Origin of the sequence: Pedobacter sp. (assembly GCF_035566355.1) — a bacterium.
In the GTDB taxonomy this organism is placed as follows: domain Bacteria; phylum Bacteroidota; class Bacteroidia; order Sphingobacteriales; family Sphingobacteriaceae; genus Pedobacter.
This window is the reverse complement of sequence record NZ_DATMRL010000376.1, coordinates 1-4,296: the sequence shown is the minus strand read 5'-3', so window position 1 is coordinate 4,296 and position 4,296 is coordinate 1. Positions and strand designations below refer to the sequence as shown.

Annotated in this window: 4 protein-coding genes and 1 pseudogene; 3 read left to right on the top strand and 2 right to left on the bottom strand. The window is 40.6% G+C overall.

Annotated elements, in window-relative coordinates; genetic code table 11:
- Positions 1-214 (top strand): DUF4440 domain-containing protein (locus VNZ46_RS14425; protein ID WP_325560786.1); only part of this gene is annotated, 214 nt, incomplete at its 5' end.
- Between the two features lie 199 nt (positions 215-413).
- Here the strand turns inward: VNZ46_RS14425 and VNZ46_RS14420 are convergent.
- Positions 414-1,049, bottom strand: coding sequence for a DUF6266 family protein (locus tag VNZ46_RS14420; protein ID WP_325560785.1), 636 nt, complete (start codon positions 1,047-1,049; stop codon positions 414-416).
- A 417-nt stretch (positions 1,050-1,466) separates the two neighbouring features.
- The gene (locus tag VNZ46_RS14415) at positions 1,467-2,048 is read right to left on the bottom strand and encodes a YceI family protein (RefSeq protein WP_325560784.1); all 582 of its coding nucleotides are present in this window, start codon (positions 2,046-2,048) and stop codon (positions 1,467-1,469) included.
- 253 nt (positions 2,049-2,301) lie between these two features.
- Between VNZ46_RS14415 and VNZ46_RS14410 the strand changes: the two genes are divergently transcribed.
- Complete coding sequence (locus VNZ46_RS14410; protein WP_325560783.1) at positions 2,302-3,864, top strand: DUF4350 domain-containing protein; 1,563 nt, start codon at positions 2,302-2,304, stop codon at positions 3,862-3,864.
- 117 nt (positions 3,865-3,981) lie between these two features.
- A pseudogene (locus VNZ46_RS14405) lies at positions 3,982-4,296 on the top strand (altronate oxidoreductase); the annotation flags it as partial.

Sequence of the window (4,296 nt, the reverse complement as noted above, 5' to 3'; positions counted from 1 at the left end):
TACGACTAAAAAATCAGATTTTAAAACTATAGAACTCAGTAAGCAGTCTATTACTGTACAGGGCCAGGTTGCCATTGTCAGGCATGTGTTAAATGCGGATACCAACGACGGAAATGTCCCGGGACATGTTCGGCTGGGCGTAGTATTGGTTTTTAAGAAAGAGAAAAATGACTGGAAGCTTATCGCCAGGAGGGCATTCAAAGTAACGGAATAACTGATCAGATGTTTTTTGTTTTTGGAGCAGAAGGTAGAGCGTTTATTTATAGCCGAAAATTCTGTACAGCTGCTTCAAGACTGACGATATCAGGCGGCTGAAGAAGCCGCAGATCTCTGAGGTCTTTTCCGCATTGTACGAGATTTTCGGTAGCAAATTGCAGAGGAGGGAGCAGACGGGGCTGGGTGTGGGTTTTCGATTATGTAATGATCAGGGAACCGAGATAAATGCTGTCTGACTGGCGTTGCCTGTCTGAAGAGTTAAAAGCGGCGTAGATTTCCAGGGTCTTTCCTGTAGATCCGGCCAGGATTTCGAGTTCATCACTGCCGTCGGACCGGAAACGCCCGGTGGTTGTGAAACGGGCATGTGCATCTGCCACGTCATAGGCCAATAACATTACCTGGTCTTTAGGGCTGGTATCTGGAAGATGTTCCGGGTTCCAGGTAAATTTTAGTGTTTTGGGTGTCTCCTGAATAACGGCCATATTCTCCGAATTGGACAGGGTTCCCATACTGACTTTCATCAAGCTTGGATCGATACGAATGTCATTATTATCCACTATAAGGGCATTTTTAGAGATGTAAGATTTTGCTCCATAATAACCTTCCAGTTTCTTATTTTCGTTCTTAAAGCTCTTATTTACGAAATTTTTGATGGGTTTAAGCCAGGCTTGTGTGCGTTTGAATTTCTCCTGATTAAGCAATTCTGCCTTACTGAACTTTACCTTCCGGTCCGGACGACTTTTCATATAATCTATACCCCTCCAGGAGCTTCCGATTACTGTTCCAACTTTTCCGGACACGGGACCATTCATCCCTTTTTTTAATCTTCCCATTTTTTCTACAGGTTTAGCTTGTATTTGGTTGATAACTAATATAGTACAAGTTATTGGCAAATAAAAATTAAACAAATAATATATAAGGAATAAATAAGGGCTAAATAAGGAATTTATCCCTGTTCTGTCCCTGTTTGGTCCCTGTTTAATCCCTGTTTGATCCCTGTTTATATTAAGCCAGTTAGTAGTTTGGACCGGACCTGAATGTAATTTGTTGTTTTTTCAGCCTGATTATGGGTTGAGGAGTGATCAACCGGAAGATTTATACCGGCACTCAGGCTATGCGCCCAGAAAAAAAGAAGGATGAAGGGAGAAGGGATTTGTTGAACGGTGTGTAATCAGCTGTAAAACCATATGCCTGTAAAACAAAAAAGCGGAAAGGCCTCAACCTTTCCGCTCTCTAGTAGGAAATTAAAATTAGTTTTTTACAAATTCAGTATTCGCGTTCAGCGTAACTTCATCGCTTAACATTGCATTTGGATATTTAGCACCAAATCCAAAGTCAGATCTTTTTATGGTACCAGAAACTTTGAAACCAGCAGTTGCTTTTTTAGACATTGGGTTAGTAGTTACACCTCTTAAAGTTGCATCCAAAGTTACCGCTTTGGTTACACCATGTAAAGTAAGGTTACCAGCAACTTTATATTTGTTGCCACCAACTTTTTTAACTGAAGTACTTTTGAAAGTTAATTTAGGGAATTTAGCAGCATCAAAGAAGTCAGCACCTTTTAAATGCTCATCTCTTTTATCATTATCTGTATTTACAGAGTTTACATCAGCACTCAATACCACAACTGCATCAGAAAAATCAGGTTTAGCAGAAGTAATAGTCGATTCGAAGTTTTTGAATGAACCTTCAACATCAGTGATCATTAAGTGGGTTACCACAAAGCCGATCTTCGAGTGAGCGGTATCTGCAGTCCAGGTTGAATCTGCAACAGGTTTGAAGGCGAATAAAGCAGTAGTTAAAACTGCAACCAGTAAGAATACTTTTTTCATAATTTTAAATTTGTTTTTTATTTTAATTAGGCTTGCACCATCTTATTCTTGTTATTTAGGGATAAGCTTTGCAGGACTCCTTTTAATTATTTCGATACAAAGGGACACAAATGTATAGATAATGGCATTGACCTATGTTAAGAAATTAAAAAATCTCTCAAACGATTGCGTATTTATTTGCCGCGATTTTTTTTTATACCTGCACAAAACTGTGTAGACTTGCTAACAGACCAAGTATTTAACTGTTAAAAACATGCGTAAAAAGAGTCCCTGCTTTCTGATATTAAGCCTATGTAATTTGCTGGTGGTTCTTTTCACCAATTCGCTGCATGCCCAGACGGCTGAAGAACAGGAGAGACATGCTGCAACTATTCTGGAAAACACTAAAAATCCGGGTCAACCTGAACTCTCAGGTATAGAAGGCGTATGGAGCAGGACTGCAAAAGGAATATACTATAAATATCTGCAGCAAACCGCAGATGTCGTATTAAACAAGGAAGGTGAGATTCAAGGCTATACCACAGCAGATTTTCAGGATGCCCGTTATGGCCAGTTGTTTCTATTGCTGTATAAAGTCAGCGGACAGCAAAAGTATTACAAGGCTGCGACCAGAATCTGGAGTAACTATCAAGAGCAGAAAAGTATAGCAAAAGCTCATTATACAGATCAGGCACTTGTATTTATACTGAAATATGCATCATTGATGCAGGACAAAATCATACTGGAAGAAACGGCTTCCATATTGTTGAAACGTGCAAAGCAAAGATCAAAAGGAGAGGCAGCCTATGCTGTTGCATTGGTCGATGCCTTAGAGAACCTGCCATCAGGATCTTCTTTATACCGGTCATTTACAACTGAACTGCAGCGTAGGGCTATTTTGGCAGAACAAGATCAGACTGCGGGAAAATCAGCAGTTGTGAAAGCGGAAAATAGTGACCTTTTTGCCTATTCCCTGGCAAAAGCGGTTCGTTTAGGATATATCAAACCGGCTTATTTTAAAACGGCACGTAAAGGTTATAGAGGAAAATTATTACCTGCCCTGAATGAAATGCTGCTGGCCTCGCTGCCTAAACCAGGTCTGGGCAAAATGGTATTGCTGGATTCTTATTTTAACAATGAAACAAAAAAAGACCAAAGCGGACATGAAATGTCCTGGCATTACAAATGGGAGGAACTGGCCAATGGCGGTTTTTCGATGTGGGGGATACAGTTCAATAACGCGGGGTTTAAAACATCAACTTTATATGCCGCGCCTTCTGCAGAAAATCTGAAAAATGCCTCCGCTTATATTATTGTGGATCCCGATACAGAAAAGGAAACTAAAAATCCGAAGTATATTTTGCCCGAACATATTCAATCGATTACAGACTGGGTGAAAGCAGGTGGTGTATTGGTCTTGATGGCCAATGATACAGGTAATGTGGAACTGGAACATTTTAACCAACTGGCCGGTGCTTTTGGAGTGCAGTTTAACCTGAACAGTAAAGGACGGGTGATCAATAACAATTACCCCCAGGGGGAGATTCGTGTGGCAGATGGCAATCCGGTATTAAAGAAAGCCAAACAGTTGTATATAAAGGAATACAGTAGTTTGACCTTACAGGCACCTGCAAGTTCTGTGTTGAAGGACAAGGATGGGGATGATGTGATGGCAGTATCGAAATTAGGAAAGGGAAGTGTATTCATCATTGGTGATCCCTGGTTGTATAATGAGTATGTAGACGGTAGAAAATTACCTGCAGCTTATGATAATTTCACAGCGGGTGCTGATTTGGTGAACTGGATTGCGGAACAATTGACGGTTAAAAACAAATAGGTTGAAAAGAGGTTTTTTTACGGTAACGTTTGCGGAAATAATTTGGTCGGGACAGGGGGATTGTTTCCATTTATTATGTAGAATTGTTTGCGATCAAAGGAAGGTAGTGTATTAAAAATGATCTTATCAAAGGAGAACTTAAAGAATGTAAACAGGTCAAAGGTCATTGTACCAGAGGTCTCGGTATTTAGTCTTCCGGAAAAAGTACTGCAGTTTGGAACAGGTGTCCTGCTGCGCGGACTGCCGGACTATTTTATAGATAAAGCCAACAGGAAAGGATATTTTAATGGCCGGGTGGTGGTGGTAAAATCTACCGCCGGAAATACAGGCGAATTTGACGCACAGGATAACCTGTATACGCTTTGTATCCGGGGAATTGAGCATGGTGAGGTTGTGGAAGAAAATGTGGTTTCTTCTGCCATTAGCCGTGTA

Excerpts from the sequence above, each read along its gene's own strand:
- VNZ46_RS14420 (WP_325560785.1), bottom strand. The coding sequence starts at position 1,049 with ATGGGAAGATTAAAAAAAGGGATGAATGGTCCCGTGTCCGGAAAAGTT.
- VNZ46_RS14415 (WP_325560784.1), bottom strand. The coding sequence starts at position 2,048 with ATGAAAAAAGTATTCTTACTGGTTGCAGTTTTAACTACTGCTTTATTC.
- VNZ46_RS14410 (WP_325560783.1), top strand. The coding sequence starts at position 2,302 with ATGCGTAAAAAGAGTCCCTGCTTTCTGATATTAAGCCTATGTAATTTG.